Raw genomic sequence first — 19,719 nt, forward strand, 5'->3', positions numbered from 1 at the left:
CCGATTAATTTAAATCAAACCGCTGTCCATTCACCTCGTAAATAATCCATTCCGCAATGTTCGTGCAGTAGTCACCGATACGCTCCATGTAACGGGCCGTAAATGCCAGCTGGGCCGTCTGATCAGCTGAGTAGGACGTCTGAAACAGCTCTTTGACAAAGCTGCCGTAGGTCTGGTCAATCTCATCGTCCAATGTTGCAATCTGCTGAGCTTTCAGCATATCCAGGCTGCCATAGGCTTCCATCACTTCGTGAAGCATGTGCCGGATTTTCTCTTCCATTTTCGTCAACTTTTTTTCAAATGCGTGAAAGGCTTCGAGCGAAGGAAGGTGCAGATAGGCTTTTGCCATATCCACACATAAATCACCCATCCGTTCCAGATCACTGGATACTTTCAGACAAACGATAATTCGCCGCAGGTCAGAGGCTACCGGCTGCTGCCTGGCAATGACGAGTGTCGCCTGTTCATTCAGCTTCAGCTCCAGCTCATTGATTTCTTCGTCTTCTTCAATGATATCTTTCAACGCAGCTTTATTATCTCCTGCCATGGCGTGGACTGTCCGGGAAAACTGATCTTCCACTCTGTCGCCGAGTTCCTGAATTTCCTTTTTCAGCTCTTCAAGCTCTGAATGGAATGCGCTTCGAATCACAACAGCCCCTCCTTAACCAAACCGGCCGGTAATATAATCTTCGGTCCGTTTATCTTCCGGGTTGGAGAAAATTTTGTCTGTCCGGTCATACTCCACCACTTCTCCATTCAGGAAGAAAGCAGTGCGGTCGGAAATGCGCGCTGCCTGCTGCATGTTGTGCGTCACAATGGTGATCGAATATTTCTGCTTCAGCTCGCGCACGAGCTCCTCTACTTTCAGCGTCGATTTCGGGTCCAGAGCCGATGTAGGCTCGTCCATTAAAATCACATCCGGCTCTATGGCGAGGCAGCGGGCAATACAGAGACGCTGCTGCTGTCCGCCCGACAGTCCGAATGCATTCTCATCCAGGCGGTCCTTGACTTCATCCCAGATCGCCGCACCCTTCAGGCTGGATTCGACAATTTCTTTCAATATTTTCTTGTCACGGATACCGTGAATTTTCGGTCCGTATGCGACGTTTTCAAAAATGGTTTTCGGAAATGGGTTCGGCTTTTGAAACACCATACCTACCCGCGTGCGCAGTACTTCCACCGGAAATTTCCGGTCGTAGATGTTGCTGCCGCGGTAAAAAATCTTACCGGTAACCTTCACGGAATCGTTCATTTCCACCATACGGTTCAACGTTTTAATATACGTTGATTTTCCACAGCCGGAAGGCCCGATGATCGCCGTCACTTCATTTTCACGCTGGTCGAGGTGGATATCCTGGAGAGCGTGGGTATCGCCGTACCAGAGATTAATGCCCTCTGTTTTAAACACCGATTCTTTCTGGACAGCTGCTTCCGGCTGCGCTTCTGCAGGCTTTTTTTCTTTTACCGTTTCCTGTTTCATGGATACTTCACTCATGAATTTCATCCCCTTTGATTCTGAATTCGTGCCGTTCCTCCAGCCGTTTAGTTAAAACCGCTTTTGAAACTTATTCCGGATGAGAATGGCTGCGGAGTTCAGTGTGAACATAATGACGAGCAGAACGATAATCGCTGCTGCTGCCAGGTAGGCATATTCTGCCGTTAACGGAGCATCAATCGTCCAGTAATAAATCTGGACAGGCAGAACGGTGAAACTGTCAAATACGCTTGACGGAAGCGGAATCAGAAGTGCCGGAATACCGATCGCAATCAGCGGTGCCGTTTCGCCGATCGCCCGTGACATCGCAAGAATCATTCCGGTTAAAATACTCGGCAGTGCCGCCGGCAGCACAACATTCCGGATCGTCTGCCACCTCGTCGCCCCCATGCCATAGGATGCTTCGCGCAGGTAGCCGGGCACTGCACGGAGCGCTTCCTGAGCTGCGACGATAACAATCGGCAGCACGAGCAGCGACATCGTCAGGCCGCCGGCAAGGACGACGGATCCCATACCGAGAAGCCGGACAAACACAGTGAGTCCCAGCAGTCCAAACACAATGGAAGGCACACCGGCAAGGTTGGAAATGTTCGTTTCAAAAAACGTGCGGACTCTGCCTTTTTTCACGTACTCTTCCAGATAGATCGCGGTTGCAACACCGATAACCATTGTTACCGGGCCGACGATCAGCATCAGCCAGAGTGTTCCGGTTATTGCTCCGGCGACACCTGCGTTCTCCGCACTGAAGGACGGCGGGCTCGTCAGAAAGTTCCAGTCAAGCCAGCCGAGGCTGTCGGAAATGACGTCATAAAGAAGGACGGCCAGAACGACGAGACCGAACATCGTGGAGGCGAGAAACACACCGCGGACGGCACGGTTTGTCTGTATCCGCCGGCCCATCCGGCTTTCAACACGGGCGTGGTCAATATAATGTTCTGCCATAGTTAATACACCTCTCTGTACCGTTCAGAAATATATTTAGCGAGCATATTCATCGACAGCGTAAAGACGAAGAGTGTGATAGCTACAGCATACAAGCTGTAATAGGCCGGTGTTCCAGCGCCGGCATCTCCGCTCGTTACTTCGACAATATAGGCCGTCATCGTCTGCATCGACTGTGTAATATCGAACGTCAGATTTTTATTGCTTCCACTTGCAATCGTAACGATCATCGTTTCACCGATCGCACGGGAAATACCGAGGACAAACGATGCGATAATTCCGGAAATCGCTGCCGGGATAACGACCCGGACAACTGCTTCAAATTTTGTTGCTCCAAAGGCCATCGCGCCCTCACGCATGGAGTTCGGCACGGAGCTCAGTGCATCCTCCGATAACGAAGCAACCATCGGAATAATCATGATCCCCATGACAATTCCGGGACTCAGTATGTTGGTCCTGTCCAGAATAGGAATGATTTCCCGGAGCACCGGCGTTACGAATGTGAAAGCGAAAAATCCGTACACAATCGTTGGAATACCTGCAAGAATTTCCACCATCGGCTTCAGCACACGGCGTGCTTTATCTGTCGCATATTCACTCAGATACACAGCGGTTGTAAGTCCGATCGGAATCGCAACAAACATGGCAATTACTGTAGATAGCAGCGTTGCTGACAGCAGAGGCAGAATACTGAACGACGGATTATTCCGGTTCAGCGGCTGCATGTCGGTTGCAGTAAAGAACTCGATAAATGATACTTCTGAAAAGAACAGAACGGTTTCGACGAGCAGTGTGATTAATATTCCTACTGTAGTTAATACAGATACAGAGGCTGCAGCAAACAAAAATCCTGGAATCACTTTCTCCACTTTATGCCTTCTGCCTGTCTGGCGCTTCTGCTTAATCATGTCACTGACGCTGTATTGTTCCGGCATCCCCTGACACTCCTTTCTCTTCCCCTGATTAACATTGGAACAGGCGGACGGTAGCCGCCCGCCTGACCATTAAAACAGCTTACTCGATGCCTTCTACTTCTTCTTTATAACCTTCCAGCTCATCTTCCGGAAGCGGCGCAAAGCCAGTTTCTGGAGCAAGCTCGTCGGCTACATCAAATACATAGCGTGCAAAATCTTTTACAGCCGGGTTTTCACTTGCGGAATCGAGGTTCAGGTTCGTAAATACCTGGCGGGTGTAAGGAGCGTATTCTCCTTCCAGGTCAATATTGTCAAGGGATGGTGTAATGTTGCCATCACCGAAGTCGATGGAAACGACACCCAGTTGATCCTGGCTTCCTTCATAGTAGCCGTAGCCGAAGAATCCAATGGCATTCTCATCTTCTGATACGAGTTCTACCAGTGTGGAATATTCCTGCTGCAGGTTCGTTCCTTCTTTCAGGTCCTGCCCATCGATCAGCTCGTCGACGAAAAATTCATACGTTCCGTGGTTTTCGTTCGGTCCGTACGTATTTACTTCTTCTTCCGGCCACTCTTCATTAATATCCGACCACATTACTGTGTCATCATCGCTGACGGCACCGGAGATGAAGAGAGATTCTACTTCTTCGACAGTCATTTCGGTAGCCCAGTCATTGTCCGGGTGAAGAACAATAGTCATTCCGTCCAGAGCGACCGGAAACTCCTGTGAGTTGATTCCGTTTGCTTCCATTTCTTCAAGTTCTTCTTCTTTAACTTCACGGGAAGCGTTGGAGAAGTCTGTCTCTCCCTCTACATAGCGCTGCATGCCTGCACTTGTTCCGGCACGGCTCACTTCAACGCTCACTTCCGGGTTTTCATTTACCATGTATTCTTCTGCAATTCGGGACATCAGTGGGTATACCGTGCCGGACCCGTCAATAGCTACTGTTCCGGAAATGTCTTCAGCCTCTCCACTGTTGTTTTCGCTGGCTGTGTTTTCGGATGCGTTGTTTTCCGCAGATGCGTTGCTTCCGGATGCCTCTGAGTTATTTTCTGCCCCATTGTCTCCCCCGCCACATGCTGCGAGTACTGCTGCTGTTGTCACTGCCATCATTGTAAGACCATACTTTTTCACGAAAACGTCCTCCTTGTGTTTAAAAACATTGTGTTTTCCTGACCACAAGGCTTAGTATAAGCCTGCGATGTTAATCCGGCATGAAGGAAGTGTTAAGGATTGTAAACGTTACGTAAAAATACAGCCGGCTGCGTTTTAAAAAAAGCAGACAGCGGATCCCGGCCCGCTGCCTGCTTTCATGAATTAACCGATCCGCTTCGATTTTCCTTTTTCCGCTGTACTCACGTTTCCCCGGTACACTTTTTCCGCTTCCATAACGAGATCACTCCGGTTCCCAAAATGGGGGAAGTGCGTCAGCCACAGCTCTTGTGCGCCGGCTTTCTCTGCAAGTCTTCCCGCTTCTGTGCTCGTCATGTGCCCATAGTCCGCCGCTGGCTGATCTTCGTAAAAACTTGCTTCTGCAATCAACAGCGAGGCCCCTGAAGCGAAATTGACGAGCGATTCATCGTATACAGCGTCTGCTGTATAGCAGAGAGCAGCATTGTTTTCTTCCAGCCTGAGCGCCCAGCACGGCACCGGATGCGCGGTACGGTGAAACGACCACGTAACGTCGTCGATCATCCAGCTGTCTCCACTTTCATATGTGTGGGCCACGGCCGCTTTTTCTTTCACGATGCTGTTAAGCCACGCTCTCTCCTCAGCCGGCGCGTAAATGTGTACAGGACGGTCTGTACTGCCGAGTGCCTGCGCTACGAGCCTGCTGTAAACAAAAGCTCCGGCATCTGCCGTATGATCCGTATGACGGTGGGAGATAAAAATGCGGTCGATTTCCTCCAGCCTGACGAATTCCGGAAGGCAGCTCAATGCTCCACTTCCGCAGTCCAGGAGCCATTTTTCCGTTTGGGTCTCCACCAGATAGCAGCTCGTTGCCTCCCCCTTTTCCGGATAAGCGCCCCAGCTTCCAATAACCGTTACTTTCATACAACTCATCCTTTCTATGTCGTTTCTTCTATGGCTATTCAGAAAGCGCCTGCTGCGTTAAGATAGGATAAGTGTACGCTTTCGGCTCTGACTGATAGCGGCCGTTCTGCAGGAAAGGAGGCCGTCTGCATGGGAGGTTCGTCCACTCCACATAAAATGCTGACAGCCACGGCACTGTCGGCTACGTTTTTATTTACGTTCAGCCAATTTTTACTCATTACTGCCTATCCGGCTATTATGACAGAATTCAATGTAAATGCTACCCAGGTGCAGTGGCTCACAACAGCATTTCTGCTTGCCACCATCATTTTCATACCGATGAGCGGCTATTTTATGAATACTTTTTCCGCAAAGGCACTGGTGCTGTTTTCGCTGTGCACACTGCTTATCGGTACAGCGGTCGGTGCCTTTGCGCCGAACTTCGGCCTGCTCGTTTTCTCCCGGGTGATTCAGGCGGTGGGGGCCGGTATTATGCTGCCGCTCGTGCAGACGATCCTGCTCTCTGTCTTTCCGTATCAAAAGCGAGGGTTTGCTATGGGGCTTTTAGGGGCTGTCGTGAACGTTGCGCCTGCTTCTGCTCCTTCGCTCTCGGGACTGGTGATCGATGCTGTCGGCTGGCGCGCTCTCCATAGTATTATGCTTGTTCCTGCTGTCATTGTTTTTATTCTTGCCCTTATTTATATGAAAAATGTGGTGGAGCAGCAGGAAGCGAGACTGGATTTATATTCTACATTTCTGACTGTCATCGGATTTTCCGGCTTTATTCTCGGTCTCAGCAATATCAGTGCATTTGGATTTACCAGCAGCTGGACCATTCTGCCGCTGGCTGCAGGGGCATTGGGCATTTTCCTGCTTATCCGGCGGCAGCTGCAGCTGGACGTGCCCGTATTAAAAGTCCAGTTGATGCGGATCCCTCTCTTTCGTTTAGCCATGGTACTCGTATTTATCAATATGATGCTTCTTCTGTCTGCAGAAAGCATACTGCCGATGTTTGCGCAGGATGTGCTTGGAACGACAGCCTTCCTTTCAGGCTTCCTGCTTGTTCCCGGTACCATTCTGCTGTCCATTATGACCGTTGTCGCCGGCAGACTGTATGACAGCTATGGCGGACGCCTGCCGGCACTCATCGGGTTTGGCATGCTGTTTCTTTCCATGATTCTTTTCAGCACGCTGGGTATCGACAGCAGTCCATACTGGATTATGCTCTATTTCTGTGTATTTATGCTTGGCTGCGGGCTGACGCTGATGACGCTCGTGACCGTAAGTATGAATGCCCTCACCCAGAAGGATGTCACCCACGGTTCTGCGATTACCAACACATTCCGTCAGTTCGGAATGGCTTTCGGTGTCATTCTTCTGACAACGGTCATCAGCCTCTCCACAGCCCGTGCAGATATCGCTTACCGGGAAGCGGCTTATGAGGGAACCATTATCACTTTCTGGATTATGGGGGCACTCGCGCTTGCGGCACTGCTTTTATCATTAAAAATTCAGGAGCGGCCCGCACCGGAGAGGAAATCACAAATCGGGGAGTAAAGGCCGCATTCGTCAGCAGTTTTCATGCAGGCCCCCTGAATCGATGTTTAACATACGTCGAACAGAAACCCGCTGCACATCGGTTTGATGTGCAGCGGGTTTCTCCATTAAAATAAACCAGGCAGAAACCGCCTGGTCTTAAAAGAAAAGTGAGGTCTGTTGAATAGGTTTCCGCTTTCTGCCTGCACCTGCAGCCGTACAACGCTTTTATTACAAGTAGCACGGCTTCGCGCGGCCGCGCCGCATGACAGAAGTTCGCTGCCCTGCGCCTTAAACCATAGGCCGGCTCCGCTCGCGCTTTCAGCCGCTTGACGCGGCATGGATTTTCGCCTCGTTCGGATCCTCCCGGAGTCGACGGCCTCCGGCTTCGGCAGGTAGGAGGAAAACGCTTGATCGAAGCGGGCCCATCTGTATAGAAATTGCTGCCATCCAGTTGCGTAGTAAGGGTCATTGTTACTTTATACATTTCGTTTCTGCTATGAATCCTTTGTATTTTATCTCTATTTTACTTCGCCTCGGAGCGTTCGGCAGGGGTGAAGGAACCTCGAGCGAGTGGGCGCTGGAGCTGGACAATGCTTCGATTGAAGAAGCATGGCTCCGCGCGGCCGCGCCGCATGGCAGAAGATCGCTACCCTGCGCCTCAAACCAAAGGCCGGCTCCACTCATGCTCTGCAGCCGTGCAAACAGCGCCCGGCTGGAAGACAAGCCCACGGCAAGCTTCTGCCGAAAAGCGGAGAAGCTCCACTAATAAAAACAAACGGCACATAGACCAGAACGTTGAAATGCTATAACCCTTGGCATTCCTGCTCGGAAGAGGCTTTGGATTTTATACATTCTTATCAGTTAAAAAAGCTGCCCCGATGGGACAGCTTTTTTCTTATGCTTCCTGAACTTCAGGATACACGCTGACGCGCTTTTTGTCGCGTCCAACCCGTTCAAACTTTACCACGCCGTCTACTTTCGCAAACAGTGTGTCGTCGCCGCCTTTTCCTACGTTTACACCAGGATAGACGCGCGTTCCGCGCTGACGTACGAGAATGGATCCGCCTGTTACAGCTTGTCCGTCCGCACGCTTGGCACCAAGACGTTTCGATTCCGAGTCACGTCCGTTCTTTGTACTACCAACCCCTTTTTTCTGGGCGAAGTACTGAAGGTCCAATTTCAATAGCATGGTCTCACCTCCCGTCGAAAGAAGTTTTTACTGAAATAAATTCATGATACTGCTCTTCGATCGTCTGAAGAGAAACGAGCATTCCTTCCAGAAGCAGCTGTACGTTCGCTGCCTGCGGTCCGGATAAATCCGGCACGCGGACATGAAGGTATCCGCCGTCCTCTGACATTTCTACATCAAGAGCAGTTTGTGTCAATTCGTACACCGCATTGACTGCGCCAAACGATACTGCACTTGCTCCGGCACATACGAGATCGAATCCGTATGGTCCGGAACCGGCATGTCCTTCCATGGTGAAGGACGTGATCCGTTTATCGGCACTGCGGTCTGCTGTAACCTGAATCATCGCTTACGCGTTGATTTTATCAATGACAACTTTTGTGTAAGGCTGACGGTGACCCTGCTTGCGGCGGTAGTTTTTCTTTGCTTTGTACTTGAACACCGTAATTTTCTTCGCACGGTCGTTCTTTTCCACCTTTGCAGTGACTGTCGCTCCGTCGATTACTGGAGCACCAACCTTCGTTTCATCTCCACCTACGAGAACAACACGGTCAAATGTAACAGTGTCTCCGGCTTCTACGTCGAGCTTCTCCACGTATACTTCCTGACCTTCTGTTACTTTTACCTGCTTGCCGCCAGTTTCAATAATTGCGTACATGTGCGCACCTCCTCTTGGACTCAGACTCGCCTTTGCAGGTGCATTTTCTGCTTAAAAACCTGCTCCGTGCGGTTACAGTCATTTGAGCGCACTCAAATAACCACAAAGGAAATATTACCACAGCATGCCTTGGGCGTCAATCACTTTTCCACGGCTTCTGCCCGTCGGACACGGCTTCCGGACCCATCCGGAGAAGACGAAATCCTTCCATTCTTTCTGTTTCTCTAAAATATACCTCTGCCCCTCCTGGATGAGACAGGGTGCGGCAGACTGCGGCAGTCTCGGGGGACGTTTCCACGAGAGCAGCGCCAGCTTCCACAGATGGCAGAAAGGATGCGATTTCCAGAGCTGTTTCAGATGGTTTCCGCACTCTTCCAGCTCCACTGCAGACCGGACAGGGGACCGTCAGCTGTTCACGAAGCGGCTTTCTGGACTGTTTTCTCGTTAATTCTACAAATCCGAGGCCGGAATAGCCCGTAACGTATGTATGCGTCCGGTCTCTGGAAAGCGCCTTTTTAAAAACGCGGAGCAGTTCCTCCCGGTCAGCAGTCGCTTTCATACGGATGAAATCAACGATGATCATGCCGCCGATATCCCGAAGTCTCAGCTGCCTCGCCGCCTCTTCGGCCGCTTCTTTGTTCACTTTCAACGCTGTCGCCTGAAGGCTCCCGGAGCCCCGTATCTGCTTGGAAGAGTTGACGTCTATTACCGTCATGGTCTCTGTCTCCTCCACCATGATTGACCCTCCCCGCTTCAGCCAGACGAACGGTTCTGTGCTTTGATGCAGTTCTTTCTGGAGTCCTGAGGAATAAAAAAGCGCCCGCTCTCTCGACCATTCAACGTCGCAGTCCGGAAACTGGTCTTTCCAGACGGAAGCGAGAGCGGCATCATTCGTTTTAATCTGCTTCTTCCCCTGAAGAAGAATATCCCGCTCCAGTCTCGGGAGCACGCCTCCTTCCCGGTAAAGCACTCTTCCTTCTGCCGCTTTTATGTCTGCCCACTTTCTTCTTAGCCGGTCTGCTTCTTTACGAAAGTCCTCGGCAGATATTCCGTCTGCGGCTGTGCGGACGATGATCCCTTCCGGGGAACGGCGCCATAACTCCGCTTCCTGACGCAGGCGGTCCCGCTCCGGATCGGAGAGTTTTTTCGATACCGCTGCGTAGTCGGAGAACGGTTCCAGGACGAGCCTTTCTCCCGGGATGGAGAGAATCATTGTCAGCTGCGGGCCTTTGTTTGAAGCTGCCTCCCGTTTCACCTGTACGATCACTGTCTCCCCCTGCTGAAGCAGTGCTGTTACGGAAGGCTCTTTTCCTTCCTGATTGAGCTTCCACTGCTGGTAGCGGGGATGTTCCTTTTTCGCAAGGTAGCCTTCTTTTCCTTCGCCGATATCTACAAATGCTGCATCCAGAGAAGGAAGCAGCTTTTTTATTTTCCCGCGGAGGATCGTCCCTTTCTGCAGGGTGTTTTCTTCTTCCAGAAACCACTCCTCGACACGTCCGTTTTCCAAAAGCGCACCGCGGTGCCCTGAAACTGTTTTCTCTACATAAACTTCATCCATCGGGGCACCTCCTTTCTTTCTAAATTATAGAAGCAGTCGATCCGGCTGGCAACCAGTATCACAGAAAACAGAAGAGCCCTCCTGCAATCAGGAGAGCTCCAATGCATATCCAGCTTTCATCCGTCGTCGGTTACTATCTACTCTTTTACAGAGCCGGATGTCAGTCCCGCAACGATGCGGCGCTGGAAGATCAGGACGATGACGACGATTGGAATCGTCACAATTACGGTAGCTGCGGTAATATCCCCCCATGGAATCGTAAACTGGGACTGATAGAGGGACAGACCGACCGGAATCGTGCGCCAGCTGTCATCCGAGTTGATTGTAAGTGCAAATAAATATTCGTTCCAGGCAGCGATAAACACGAGAATCGCTGTCGTGAAAACACCTGGTGCGGCGAGCGGGAAAATAATTTTTCGATACGTTTGAAACGGTGTCGCTCCATCAAGCTTTGCTGATTCTTCCAGCTCATACGGGATCTTCTGAAAGAACGTTGCCAGAATCCAGATGGCGAGCGGCAGACTGATGGTAATGTAAGGAATGACAAGACCCATGTAGCTGTTACGCAGGCCAAGACTCTGAATCAGGTTGAAGATCGGCGAAATGATCGCAATCTGCGGGAACATAGCGGCTGCAAGGACAATTCCGAGAATCGTTCCTTTAAACCGGATCGGCAGACGCGTTACCGAATATGCTGCAAGAGAAGCAACAAAGATGGAAATAATCGTTGTCAGTCCGGAGACGACGATACTGTTGAGCATGTAACGGAATAACGGTCTCGTTTCAACGGCACTGACATACGAATTAAACGACGGATTCGAGGTGAACCAGTTGAAACTGGAAAAGATCTCTCCCGGCGGCTTCAGAGACGTCAGGAACACCCAGAGAAACGGAAACATCGTGATGAAAATAAAGATACTTAAAAAGATATAAAATGGAAATCCAGCTTTTTTTCTCATTCCGGCTACCTCCTTTACTTCTTGCCTTTTTTGTCTTCGAAGAGATCGGAACCGATCAATTTAATGAAGAGGATACTAATGACAGCGACAGAAAGGAATACGATGACAGACAGTACAGATCCTTCACCGAAGTTCTGCTGAGCAAAAAGAACCTGGTAGGCATATACCGAGATGGATTCGGTACTGTTTGCAGGACCCCCTCCTGTTAATACGTAGATGAGGTCAAATACCCGGAACGCATCGAGTGTACGGAATAAGAGGGCGACGAGAATCGCTGATTTCAGCATCGGCAGTGTGATATAGAGAAACTGCTGAAATTTCCCCGCCCCGTCCACTTCTGCTGCCTCGTAGAGAGAGCCGGAAATGGTCTGCAGACCAGCGAGAAGGAGAAGGGCCATATACGGCATCGTTTTCCAGACGTCGGCCAGAATAACGGAGAACATGGCGCCGGATCCGGTACTCAGTAATGTCGATGGATCGCTTATCAGACCGAGTTCGGAAAAATAGTGGGCAATGATACCGGACTGTCCATCGTACAGGTAGCTCCACATCATCGCGGATACAGCTGTCGGAATCGCCCATGGAATCAGCACCGCTGCACGAACGGCACCACGACCGATAAAGGCCCGGTTAATGACGAGTGCAACCGCAAGACCGATCACTAGTTCAAAGAATACAGAGACGACTGTAAAGAACACCGTATTCCACATGGCACTCCATGTACGCGGGTTCGTTAAGTACTGCTGATAGTTCGTTAATCCAATGAAGTTCGGGCGGATCATCGCACTGTTAAGCGAATTGACCTGTTGAGCGGTGGTCTCCGCCTGGCCCTGAAGATCTTCATCCAGCCCCTCCGCGATAGCACTCAGTTCATCACTTGAATTCTCCAGCACACCGATATATTCTTCGGTGAAATCGTTGTTAATGGAGCCGTATTTCAAGTTATCATCGTTGACCGGCTGGAAGTTATTGACCATTTCCTCCACCGTCTGGTACTGGTCGCCGATGTTGTCGGAATTAACGATCATCTGGTGGTACTCATCGATCGTTGACTGGATCTCTTCTGCCTGGGAAGCATCTTCCCCATCCAGAGAGGAAATCAGGGACTCCATATCCCCTTCATAAAAATAATAGCCGTCCGCATACCGCTCCAGGTCAATCTGGTAGCTTAGTGTCGTCTGATTACGCTCCGGATCATTGAGACGGTAGTCAAACATACTGTTATAAAAAGACTGGGCAACCGGCCATAGCGTAACTGCGAAAATAAGAATCAGGGCCGGGAGTACCATGAGATAGCCCAGCTGCGTGTCATTAAGCTGGAACTTTTTCTTTTTATCCCCCATTGCAATTCCTCCCTCTGTTTCTGAATAAGTGCCTGGTTATGATATCGTTACCATATAACGTGGTGCAGTCAGGTTGACTGACGAACAACCAGCTGCAGCGGAAGTACTTCTTTTTGATACATCGTCCGGCGGTTATGGGTGATCATATCCATCATCATTTCCATTGCCCTCGTGCCCATGAGTTTCATCGGCTGATCGATCGTAGTAATTCCTGGATCAATTAAATCTGCAATCGGCTGATTGTCATAGCCGATTACAGCAAGATCATCAGGTACGCGGCAATGGAACCGTTTTGCTTCTTTAATAACACCGGCTGCTACTTCATCGCCCCCTGCAAAAATAGCGGTCGGCTTTTCTTCCAGTGCATACATCCGGTGAAAAATATTTTTTCCGTCATCGATTCCGTAATAGCTGGTAAACAGGTAATCCTCCCGTATGGCCAGGCCGGCTTCCTTCATCGCCTGCTCAAATCCCGTAAAGCGGTCCCGCGTTAATTCAATCCGGTCCGCACCGCCGGCGTAGGCGATCTTCGTATGCCCCCGCTCAATTAAATGACGTGTCCCGAGGTAGCCGCCGTATTTCTGATCGCAGACAACCATCGGCATGCTCGCCTTCGAATCGTATTCATTGCAGGAGAGGATCGGCCCATAACGCGTATACGGTTCAATGTCTTTCCAGTCATTTTGAATAGAAGCAAGGATGATTCCGTCCACCTGCTTTGTCTTCAGCAGTTCCAGATGGCGGATCTCCCGCTTTTTCTCCAGTCTCGAATCACAGAGAATCAGCTGATACCCCTGTTCAGCTGCCAGCTTTTCCATTGCATCGACAAGGTGGCTGAAAAACGGATTGACGATTCTGGATATGATCACTGCAATTGTATTCGTCCGCTGCCCGCGCAGTCGTCTGGCAGAAGAATTCGGCACATAACCAAGCTCTTCCATGGCCTCGAGCACTTTTTTCCGCTTTGCTTCATCTACGTACGGATGATTGTTGATGACTCTGGAAACCGTCGTAGAAGAAAGACCGGTATGCTTTGCCACTTCCTTGATTGTCGCCATGAATTCCACCTGCCTTTCAGACATAATTTTGGGCGCGGTAGAGAAAAAAGGAGTGAACCGCGCGTCCACTCCTTTTTTCCGCGAGTATTATTCAGCCAGTGCTGATTCGATATTGGACTCCATGTTTTCAATCGCTTCCTGAGCAGAAATTTCTCCGGCAAGTGCACGGGACAGCTCAATCTGCATGATATCGGAAATCTGTGGATAGATCGGGCTTACCGGACGCGGCACTGCATTCTCAAGCGTGTTGACGAACTCATCGTTCGCAAACAGCGGCGCAGCTTCCTGTACTTCTTCATCCTCATACAGATCACGCAGCGTCGGTGCAGAACCGCCCTCGATAGCCGTAATCTTCTGGCCTTCCGGACCAGTCATGAATTTCACGAATTCCCATGCTTCCTCCGGATGCTGGCTGTTCCGGTTGATCATCGTCATCCAGCCGCCGAGACCTGCAGCACTTCCTGCATCGCCTTCAGGCAGAAGGGCAAAGTCTACATTTTCCTGAACCTGGGAAACTTCTTCGTCCTCTGTCATCGCCTGCATGTACGGCCAGTTGCGGGCAAATACAGCCTGTCCTTCCAGGAACGCCGTATGTGTTGCCGGCTCATCAAAGTTCAGAATATCGCCCGGAACGAAGTCAGACTGGGCAATTTCCATCATTTTTTCAAGGGCTGTTACCGCTTCCGGTGAATTAATCGTTACGTTCTGCTCTTCATCAAGAACCTGTGCCCCGTAGGCACCGAAAAATTCAATCGCGTTAACAACAAGTCCTTCATACTGGTTCGCCTGCATCAGGTAACCGAAGTCTGTTCCGCCTTCACCCTGGAGCTCACCGGACATCTCGATCAGCTCATCCCAGGTCTGTGGTGCTTCATCTACAATGTCTGAACGGTAGAAAAGAAGACCGGCATCGGTAAATTTAGGCATCGCCCATGTCCGTCCGTTAAACTGGCCGGACTCCACCGGACCTTCAAAGTAGTCATCCATATTAATGTCATCCCGCTCAATGAAACGGTCGAGCTCAAGCACGTAGTTAGCCTGGGCAAATTCCGCCGGCCAGATGACGTCTGCATCGAATACGTCAATGCTGTCGTCGCCGCCGCTGAATTCTGTTACGTACTGGTCGTGGGACTGACCGGTATCGGCAGGCATTTCGCGGAATTCTACAGTAATGTTTGGATTCGCTTCTTCAAAAGCATCTACCAGTACGTCTGTTGCACCTGTGGCATCCTGACCGCGTGCGTAAGTGAGGGTTACTTCTTCACCGTCTCCGGCAGCTTCATCTCCACCTTCATCATTCCCGCCTTCGTTATCTGCAGGCTCTTCGTCATCTGCCGGCTCTTCGTTCATGTTCTCTTCCATGTCCGCACCTTCATCGTTATCAGCTGCAGCGTTGTTGTCGCCTCCAGTGTTATTTGTGTCTGCTGTGTTTGTGTCTCCACCGTCATTGCCGCCGCAGGCAGCTAGAACACCAGCCATTGAAAGGACCATCGCACTGGTCAACACTCTGTTTCTAATTCTCATAACAAATTTCCCCCTTGAGAGTGAGATATGTGATAACGATTTCAGGTTTCTCCGAAAAAGAAGCATTCCCATGAACTTCACAGCCGTCTTTTCAGGAAATGCAGCACTTGTCGGGTCATCTGGAATCGCTTTCATATTCACAGTATAGCGGCATATGATAACGATTTCAACTACTATTTTTAGAAAATTAGTGTTTTTTTACGGATTGTTTTACTTTTCGCCGAAAGTCCTGTTTTCTCTGACAGAACGAAACCAACATTTGTTCATAAATGAAAGACAAATGCAGAAAGTGCTTTACTGCATGAAAACTTTTGTCTCTAAGTGCAGGGGCCCTCTGGCTTCTGACGGTCATTTCCTGCTGTTTGATGGATGCTGCTTCAGGAAAACAAAAAACGCCTATCCGGAGGATTGCTCTCCTGCGGATAGGCGTATAAAAAGTTACGGACGCATGCCGAGAAATTTTTTGACTCTGGCAAACATGCCCGGGTTATCATCAAGACTCATCAACGGCACGGATTCGCCGGTGAGCCGTCTTGCAATATTTCGGTAGCCGATGGACGCTTTGCTTTTCGGCGACAGCGCAACCGGCTCGCCGGAGTTCGATGACTTGATCACGGTGTCGTCATCTATAATGATACCGAGAAGGTCGATCGCCAGAATGGAGACGATTTCGTCCACATCCATCGAGTCCCCGTCCTTCATCATATGGCTTCGGATCCGGTTGATCACGAGCTTCGGTGGTTCAACATGGGTTTCCTTTTCCAGCATGCCGATGATGCGGTCCGCATCACGCACGGCGGAAATTTCCGGGGTCGTTACGACAATCGCCCGGTCTGCTCCGGCAACCGCATTTTTGTACCCCTGCTCAATTCCTGCCGGACAGTCGATGAGTATGTAATCGTACTCCTGCTTCAGCTCATCCACCAGCTCTTTAATCTGCTCCGGGCTGACCGAATCTTTATCTTTTGTCTGAGCAGCGGGAAGAAGGGCGAGTGACTCAAAACGTTTGTCTTTAATGAGCGCCTGCTGCAGCCGGCAGCTGCCTTCCGCTACATCGACCAGGTCATAGATGATCCGGTTTTCCAGACCCATGATCACGTCGAGATTCCTCAGTCCGATATCTGTGTCAATGAGACAGACCCGGTAATTATTCAATGCGAGTGCCGTACCGATATTTGCGGTGGTGGTCGTTTTACCGACACCGCCTTTTCCTGATGTCACTACAATGGCTTCACCCACAGGACTCTCTCCTTTCCCACATTCCAAAATAACCTTCTCTGACCCGGCAGTTACCGGTCTTCATCCATCAGTTCGGGACGACGGCTGCCAAGATTCTGCGCCCGGTCAAGGATCAGTTCCCCCGTATCATCCACCAGCGCACATTCAAACATCCCCCGCCATTCTTCCTCTTCCGGAGGTTCCCGGACAATGTGGGCGATGCGCAGCTGGGCGGGGTCCATAAAGGAGGCGCTGATAACCGCACGGATATTACCTTCCACGCCGGCATGAGCGGTGCCTTTTAGACTGCCGAGAATAAAGATGCTTCCGGTCGCTTTTAATACGGCCCCGGGATTTACATCCCCGATCAGAAGTACATCCCCATCCATTTCCTGCACTTGTCCGGAGCGGATCACTTTTGCGAGACGGGTTACTTTCGACGCTTTCTGTTTCGCCTCTGCCTCTTCAATGGAAATGACCTCTGACTGAAAACGGGCCACCTGGATATGGTAGCTTTCATGCAGCGATTCAATTTCCTGTTTCTGCTGATCCGTTAAAAAACGTCTGCCTGTATCAACAATGACCTGCAGTTTTTCCCTCGAAGGAGAGCTCAGCTGATCCTTCTGCTCTTCCAGCCGCCGCTTTAATTCATCAATCAGCATGGAATAGCTGCATTCATCATCGAAACGAAGGCGGAGTCCTTCTTTCGTTCCTTTCAACGTAACATAATGCTGCGTCTGCCTTGGCATGGAAAAGCACCTCCATCATTCTTCGTTAAAACCATCGACTTTGTTAAACCACCACCGCAGTGGGAATGCTGCAGCGAGTGCAGCCGCTCCGTTTAAAAGAAATGATGGCAGAAAGCGCTGTAGAAACAGCATTTCATGAGTCAGCGTTGTAAGTCCGAGAAGCACCATCATTCCATAAACATAGTATTCCAGTGCGATCACTCCGACAAGAACAAGAAGCGCTGTGTAGAGAGGCCTTCTCCTCATAAAGGGAGTGGAAATGGAAAATAAATACGTAATAAAACCGAAACCGAACGTGTAGACGCCGAGCACTGGGGCATAAACGATGTCATACATCATCCCGAAAATAACCGCATAAAATACGCCGTGGCTTTTCGCCCGGTAGATCCCGGTAAACAGGATCAGCATAAAGAGAAAGCGCGGTATGTACTGCCAGTCCGCTCCGCGGAAATCCGGTGCGAAAACCTGCAGCCACGTTCCTTCAATCACAAGAAAGAAAAACAGGACAGCCGGGAGAAGGAACCTCATTCCTCTTCCTCCTCCAGAACAGCTGAAGCATCATCTGCGCCGCGGTCAATAACCATGACGTAATCGAGATGATAGAAATCCGCCGATGGCTCGACAAGGGCTGTCTGGCTCAGGCCGAATTCATCCGACTGCACGTCGACAATTTCGCCGATTTCCAGAGCATCCGGAAAAACGCCGCCTAGCCCGGAAGTCGTCACTGTCTGTCCCGGTTCTACTTCCACATCGACATCGATTTTCGTGAAGCGGAGCAGTCCGCTTTCGTCATCGATTCCTTCGATAAATCCGTAGATGGACTGGTTCCCTCCAGTTGCCATCGCAGAAATCCGGTTGGTGACGTCCTGATCACTGAGAAGCTGTACAGAGGACGAAAACTGGGAAACCCGGCTGATTTTACCGATGAGCCCCTGGGAGGTGATAACCGCCATATCCTCTTCGATGCCGTCCTGCGCACCAAGGTTAATGCCGACCAGCTGATTCCAGCGGTCGGGGCTCCGATGGATGACGACGGCTTCCTGCGCAGAATAATCAAGAAGATCATCCCGCATGTCGAACATCCCTTCCAGTTCCTCGTTCCGGCGGCGCAGCTGGGAAAGCTCCGCCCGCTGGGAAGCATAATCATCCAGGTGGGCTTTGAGCATCTGGTTTTCCTCATATAAGTTCTGCAGATCACCGATTCCATCAAAGCTGCTGCTGAGCCAGTACGCAGGCCGGGAAAAAACCGACTGCACGGTACCGACGGCATCTGAAACAAATTGTTCCGGCCAGGAAAGGGCTCTATTCTGGTTCAGTGAGTACCCGACGAGGCCGACTAAAAAAATCAGACAGACAAGCAGCACAATCAGCCGTCTGTTTGAAAAAAATGGAGACATCAGGAGCACCTACTATCCTTTTCGATTCGACCGGGCTGTAATTCCTGCTTTGGAGCGGAATAAATGCAGATTTTCCAACGCTTTTCCTGTGCCGACGGCGACACTGTCCAATGGTTCATCTGCTACAAGAACCGGCATGTTTGTTTCATCGCTTAATACTTTATCCAGATTGCGGAGAAGAGCTCCACCGCCTGTCAGAACAATCCCGCGGTCCATAATATCCGCCGCAAGCTCCGGCGGCGACTGTTCCAGCGTGTTTTTCACCGCTTCGACAATCGCAGAGACGGTTTCTTCAAGCGCTCCGGCAATTTCCTCGCCGCTGATCGTGATCGTTTTCGGAAGACCTGTTACGAGGTCCCGTCCGCGGATGTCCATCGTTTCCCCGCCGGCAACATCGCCTGCAGCTCCGATTTCAAACTTCACCGCTTCTGCGGTGCGTTCTCCGATCATCAGGCTGTACGTTTTCTTCACGTACTGCACGATGGACTCATCCATCTCATCTCCGGCTACGCGCACAGACTGGCTCGTTACGATACCGCCGAGCGAGATGATCGCCACTTCGGTCGTGCCGCCGCCGATATCGACGATCATACTTCCAGTCGGCTCCCATACAGGTAAATTCGCACCAATCGCTGCCGCAAACGGCTCTTCAATAGTGTACGCCTCTCTGGCTCCTGCCTGTTTCGTCGCATCCTCCACCGCACGCTTTTCCACTGCGGTAATGCCTGACGGTACGCAGACCATCACATTCGGCTTTTTGCCAAAAAAAGAACGCTGGCGGAGCGCCTGCTGAATAAAATGCTTCATCATCGTTGCCGTTGTATCGAAATCGGCAATGACGCCGTCTTTCATCGGCCGGATCGCTACGATATTGCCGGGTGTTCTTCCGATCATGTTTTTCGCATCGCTTCCGACCGCTTCGATCGTCCCGGAGTCGGAGCGGATCGCCACAACGGAAGGCTCCCGCATGATGACACCTTTTCCTTTTACGTATACGAGTGTGTTGGCCGTGCCTAAATCAATTCCTAAGTCTTTTGAGAATCCAGAAAACATCTATGTAACTCCCTTCACATTATACCACCTGTCATAAGGCCGATATGTTTCATTATACTGAATCAGCCCGGGAAAGAGTAGCGCTTTT

The 19,719-nt window shown here is 50.6% G+C and carries 21 protein-coding genes and 1 other annotated feature; of the genes, 2 read left to right on the forward strand and 19 right to left on the reverse strand.

What is annotated here, in order from left to right; all coding sequences use genetic code 11:
- Positions 1–4 precede the first annotated feature (4 nt).
- The 6 genes from phoU to C6I21_RS12060 all read right to left on the reverse strand — a co-directional run bounded on the left by phoU (position 5) and on the right by C6I21_RS12060 (position 5,407).
- Entirely contained in the window at positions 5–649 is a 645-nt protein-coding gene (gene phoU, locus C6I21_RS12035; RefSeq protein ID WP_105959733.1) for a phosphate signaling complex protein PhoU, read from the reverse strand.
- A gap of 12 nt (positions 650–661) precedes the next feature.
- The gene (gene pstB / locus C6I21_RS12040; protein WP_105959822.1) at positions 662–1,480 is read right to left on the reverse strand and encodes a phosphate ABC transporter ATP-binding protein PstB; all 819 of its coding nucleotides are present in this window, start codon (positions 1,478–1,480) and stop codon (positions 662–664) included.
- Between the two features lie 66 nt (positions 1,481–1,546).
- Entirely contained in the window at positions 1,547–2,437 is an 891-nt protein-coding gene (gene pstA / locus C6I21_RS12045) for a phosphate ABC transporter permease PstA (RefSeq protein ID WP_105959734.1), read from the reverse strand.
- A gap of 2 nt (positions 2,438–2,439) precedes the next feature.
- Positions 2,440–3,372, reverse strand: coding sequence for a phosphate ABC transporter permease subunit PstC (pstC, locus tag C6I21_RS12050; RefSeq protein WP_105959735.1), 933 nt, complete (start codon positions 3,370–3,372; stop codon positions 2,440–2,442).
- A 79-nt stretch (positions 3,373–3,451) separates the two neighbouring features.
- Positions 3,452–4,486 carry a substrate-binding domain-containing protein gene (locus tag C6I21_RS12055; protein ID WP_245411632.1) on the reverse strand — a complete coding sequence of 345 codons (1,035 nt, stop codon included), beginning with the start codon at positions 4,484–4,486 and terminating at the stop codon, positions 3,452–3,454.
- 183 nt (positions 4,487–4,669) lie between these two features.
- Positions 4,670–5,407 carry an MBL fold metallo-hydrolase gene (locus C6I21_RS12060; protein ID WP_181186231.1) on the reverse strand — a complete coding sequence of 246 codons (738 nt, stop codon included), beginning with the start codon at positions 5,405–5,407 and terminating at the stop codon, positions 4,670–4,672.
- A gap of 129 nt (positions 5,408–5,536) precedes the next feature.
- Here C6I21_RS12060 and C6I21_RS12065 point away from each other — a divergent pair, with 129 nt between their 5' ends.
- Entirely contained in the window at positions 5,537–6,943 is a 1,407-nt protein-coding gene (locus tag C6I21_RS12065; protein WP_105959737.1) for a DHA2 family efflux MFS transporter permease subunit, read from the forward strand.
- Positions 6,944–7,421: 478 nt separating this feature from the next.
- On the forward strand, positions 7,422–7,691 hold the full coding sequence (locus C6I21_RS16580) for a hypothetical protein (RefSeq protein ID WP_181186232.1): 270 nt from the start codon (positions 7,422–7,424) through the stop codon (positions 7,689–7,691).
- A gap of 129 nt (positions 7,692–7,820) precedes the next feature.
- Here the strand turns inward: C6I21_RS16580 and rpmA are convergent, their stop codons facing one another.
- The 13 genes from rpmA to C6I21_RS12130 form a co-directional block, all read right to left on the reverse strand.
- A complete protein-coding gene (gene rpmA, locus C6I21_RS12070) occupies positions 7,821–8,114 on the reverse strand; it encodes a 50S ribosomal protein L27 (RefSeq protein WP_105959738.1) in 294 nt (97 codons plus the stop codon).
- A 4-nt stretch (positions 8,115–8,118) separates the two neighbouring features.
- On the reverse strand, positions 8,119–8,460 hold the full coding sequence (locus C6I21_RS12075; protein ID WP_105959739.1) for a ribosomal-processing cysteine protease Prp: 342 nt from the start codon (positions 8,458–8,460) through the stop codon (positions 8,119–8,121).
- Positions 8,461–8,463: 3 nt separating this feature from the next.
- Positions 8,464–8,772, reverse strand: coding sequence for a 50S ribosomal protein L21 (gene rplU / locus C6I21_RS12080; protein ID WP_105959740.1), 309 nt, complete (start codon positions 8,770–8,772; stop codon positions 8,464–8,466).
- A 12-nt stretch (positions 8,773–8,784) separates the two neighbouring features.
- Positions 8,785–8,856, reverse strand: a sequence feature (ribosomal protein L21 leader region).
- Between the two features lie 52 nt (positions 8,857–8,908).
- On the reverse strand, positions 8,909–10,330 hold the full coding sequence (locus C6I21_RS12085) for a ribonuclease E/G (RefSeq protein WP_105959741.1): 1,422 nt from the start codon (positions 10,328–10,330) through the stop codon (positions 8,909–8,911).
- Positions 10,331–10,467: 137 nt separating this feature from the next.
- Positions 10,468–11,289, reverse strand: coding sequence for a carbohydrate ABC transporter permease (locus C6I21_RS12090; protein WP_105959742.1), 822 nt, complete (start codon positions 11,287–11,289; stop codon positions 10,468–10,470).
- Positions 11,290–11,303: 14 nt separating this feature from the next.
- The gene (locus C6I21_RS12095; protein ID WP_105959743.1) at positions 11,304–12,632 is read right to left on the reverse strand and encodes a carbohydrate ABC transporter permease; all 1,329 of its coding nucleotides are present in this window, start codon (positions 12,630–12,632) and stop codon (positions 11,304–11,306) included.
- Positions 12,633–12,700: 68 nt separating this feature from the next.
- Entirely contained in the window at positions 12,701–13,690 is a 990-nt protein-coding gene (locus C6I21_RS12100; protein WP_105959744.1) for a LacI family DNA-binding transcriptional regulator, read from the reverse strand.
- Between the two features lie 87 nt (positions 13,691–13,777).
- Positions 13,778–15,214, reverse strand: coding sequence for an ABC transporter substrate-binding protein (locus C6I21_RS12105; protein WP_105959745.1), 1,437 nt, complete (start codon positions 15,212–15,214; stop codon positions 13,778–13,780).
- A gap of 438 nt (positions 15,215–15,652) precedes the next feature.
- Complete coding sequence (minD, locus tag C6I21_RS12110; RefSeq protein WP_105959746.1) at positions 15,653–16,453, reverse strand: septum site-determining protein MinD; 801 nt, start codon at positions 16,451–16,453, stop codon at positions 15,653–15,655.
- Between the two features lie 50 nt (positions 16,454–16,503).
- Positions 16,504–17,181, reverse strand: coding sequence for a septum site-determining protein MinC (locus C6I21_RS12115; protein ID WP_105959747.1), 678 nt, complete (start codon positions 17,179–17,181; stop codon positions 16,504–16,506).
- A 15-nt stretch (positions 17,182–17,196) separates the two neighbouring features.
- On the reverse strand, positions 17,197–17,709 hold the full coding sequence (gene mreD, locus C6I21_RS12120) for a rod shape-determining protein MreD (RefSeq protein ID WP_105959748.1): 513 nt from the start codon (positions 17,707–17,709) through the stop codon (positions 17,197–17,199).
- Entirely contained in the window at positions 17,706–18,578 is an 873-nt protein-coding gene (gene mreC, locus C6I21_RS12125) for a rod shape-determining protein MreC (RefSeq protein WP_105959749.1), read from the reverse strand. The genes mreD and mreC overlap by 4 nt, the downstream gene beginning before the upstream one ends.
- A 12-nt stretch (positions 18,579–18,590) precedes the next feature.
- The gene (locus tag C6I21_RS12130) at positions 18,591–19,631 is read right to left on the reverse strand and encodes a rod shape-determining protein (RefSeq protein WP_105959750.1); all 1,041 of its coding nucleotides are present in this window, start codon (positions 19,629–19,631) and stop codon (positions 18,591–18,593) included.
- Positions 19,632–19,719 lie beyond the last annotated feature (88 nt).

Source organism: Alkalicoccus urumqiensis (assembly GCF_002993335.1).
In the GTDB taxonomy this organism is placed as follows: domain Bacteria; phylum Bacillota; class Bacilli; order Bacillales; family Salisediminibacteriaceae; genus Alkalicoccus; species Alkalicoccus urumqiensis.

Coding starts and splice junctions, on each gene's coding strand:
- pstB (WP_105959822.1), bottom strand. CDS start 1,480: ATGAAACAGGAAACGGTAAAAGAAAAAAAGCCTGCAGAAGCGCAGCCG.
- pstA (WP_105959734.1), bottom strand. CDS start 2,437: ATGGCAGAACATTATATTGACCACGCCCGTGTTGAAAGCCGGATGGGC.
- pstC (WP_105959735.1), bottom strand. CDS start 3,372: ATGCCGGAACAATACAGCGTCAGTGACATGATTAAGCAGAAGCGCCAG.
- C6I21_RS12060 (WP_181186231.1), bottom strand. CDS start 5,407: ATGAAAGTAACGGTTATTGGAAGCTGGGGCGCTTATCCGGAAAAGGGG.
- C6I21_RS12065 (WP_105959737.1), top strand. CDS start 5,537: ATGGGAGGTTCGTCCACTCCACATAAAATGCTGACAGCCACGGCACTG.
- C6I21_RS16580 (WP_181186232.1), top strand. CDS start 7,422: ATGAATCCTTTGTATTTTATCTCTATTTTACTTCGCCTCGGAGCGTTC.
- rpmA (WP_105959738.1), bottom strand. CDS start 8,114: ATGCTATTGAAATTGGACCTTCAGTACTTCGCCCAGAAAAAAGGGGTT.
- C6I21_RS12075 (WP_105959739.1), bottom strand. CDS start 8,460: ATGATTCAGGTTACAGCAGACCGCAGTGCCGATAAACGGATCACGTCC.
- rplU (WP_105959740.1), bottom strand. CDS start 8,772: ATGTACGCAATTATTGAAACTGGCGGCAAGCAGGTAAAAGTAACAGAA.
- C6I21_RS12085 (WP_105959741.1), bottom strand. CDS start 10,330: ATGGATGAAGTTTATGTAGAGAAAACAGTTTCAGGGCACCGCGGTGCG.
- C6I21_RS12090 (WP_105959742.1), bottom strand. CDS start 11,289: ATGAGAAAAAAAGCTGGATTTCCATTTTATATCTTTTTAAGTATCTTT.
- C6I21_RS12095 (WP_105959743.1), bottom strand. CDS start 12,632: ATGGGGGATAAAAAGAAAAAGTTCCAGCTTAATGACACGCAGCTGGGC.
- C6I21_RS12100 (WP_105959744.1), bottom strand. CDS start 13,690: ATGGCGACAATCAAGGAAGTGGCAAAGCATACCGGTCTTTCTTCTACG.
- C6I21_RS12105 (WP_105959745.1), bottom strand. CDS start 15,214: ATGAGAATTAGAAACAGAGTGTTGACCAGTGCGATGGTCCTTTCAATG.
- C6I21_RS12115 (WP_105959747.1), bottom strand. CDS start 17,181: ATGCCAAGGCAGACGCAGCATTATGTTACGTTGAAAGGAACGAAAGAA.
- mreD (WP_105959748.1), bottom strand. CDS start 17,709: ATGAGGTTCCTTCTCCCGGCTGTCCTGTTTTTCTTTCTTGTGATTGAA.
- mreC (WP_105959749.1), bottom strand. CDS start 18,578: ATGTCTCCATTTTTTTCAAACAGACGGCTGATTGTGCTGCTTGTCTGT.
- C6I21_RS12130 (WP_105959750.1), bottom strand. CDS start 19,631: ATGTTTTCTGGATTCTCAAAAGACTTAGGAATTGATTTAGGCACGGCC.